1 protein-coding gene is annotated in these 716 nt (G+C 68.2%); it reads left to right on the top strand.

The features are described 5' to 3' along the window. A partial coding sequence (locus AC3ET4_RS30900) for a S8 family serine peptidase (protein WP_431955296.1) occupies positions 1 to 716 on the top strand: 716 nt, incomplete at both ends.

The following is a 716-nucleotide window of genomic DNA, read 5'->3' as shown; positions in this document are numbered from 1 at the left end:
TCACCAGCACCGACCCGATCACCGACGGCGACGCCACCTGGCGCCGTATGACCAACGGCCCCCAGGCCGGTTACCAGGGCCGGACCTGGACCGCCCCCAAGCCGACGCAGCAGGTCACGGTCTTCTTCGAATCCGCCACCGCCGGCGGCGACATGGGCGGCGACCTCAACCGCGACGGTGACACCACCGACTTCTGGGGCGTCCTGTACGACCCGGCGAAGGGCACCGTCCGCGTCGACCTGAACGACAACGGGGACTTCACCGACGACGTCGAGATGAAGCCGTACAAGGACGGCTTCCAGGTCGGCTACTTCGGCACCGACAACCCCGCCACCCCCGTCTCCGAGCGGATCCCCTTCGTGGTGCAGATCCGCAAGGACGTCCCCACGGACCCGTACGGCGGCACCTGGGTCGGCAAGAAGGCCGACTTCGTCAACATCGGTGTGGTGGCCTCCGAGCACGGTACCCACGTCGCGGGCATCACCGCCGCCAACGGCCTGTTCGGCGGCAAGATGAACGGCGCGGCCCCGGGAGCGAAGATCGTCTCGTCGCGCGCCTGCGTGTTCGGGCCGGGCTGCACCAACGTGGCACTGACCGAGGGCATGATCGACCTGGTGGTCAACCACGGTGTGGACATCGTCAACATGTCCATCGGCGGCCTCCCCGCGCAGAACGACGGCAACAACGCCCGTGCGCGGATGTACACGCGTCTCATC

The organism is Actinacidiphila sp. bgisy167, from assembly GCF_057707665.1.
This window is presented reverse-complemented; position numbering and strand designations above follow the sequence as displayed.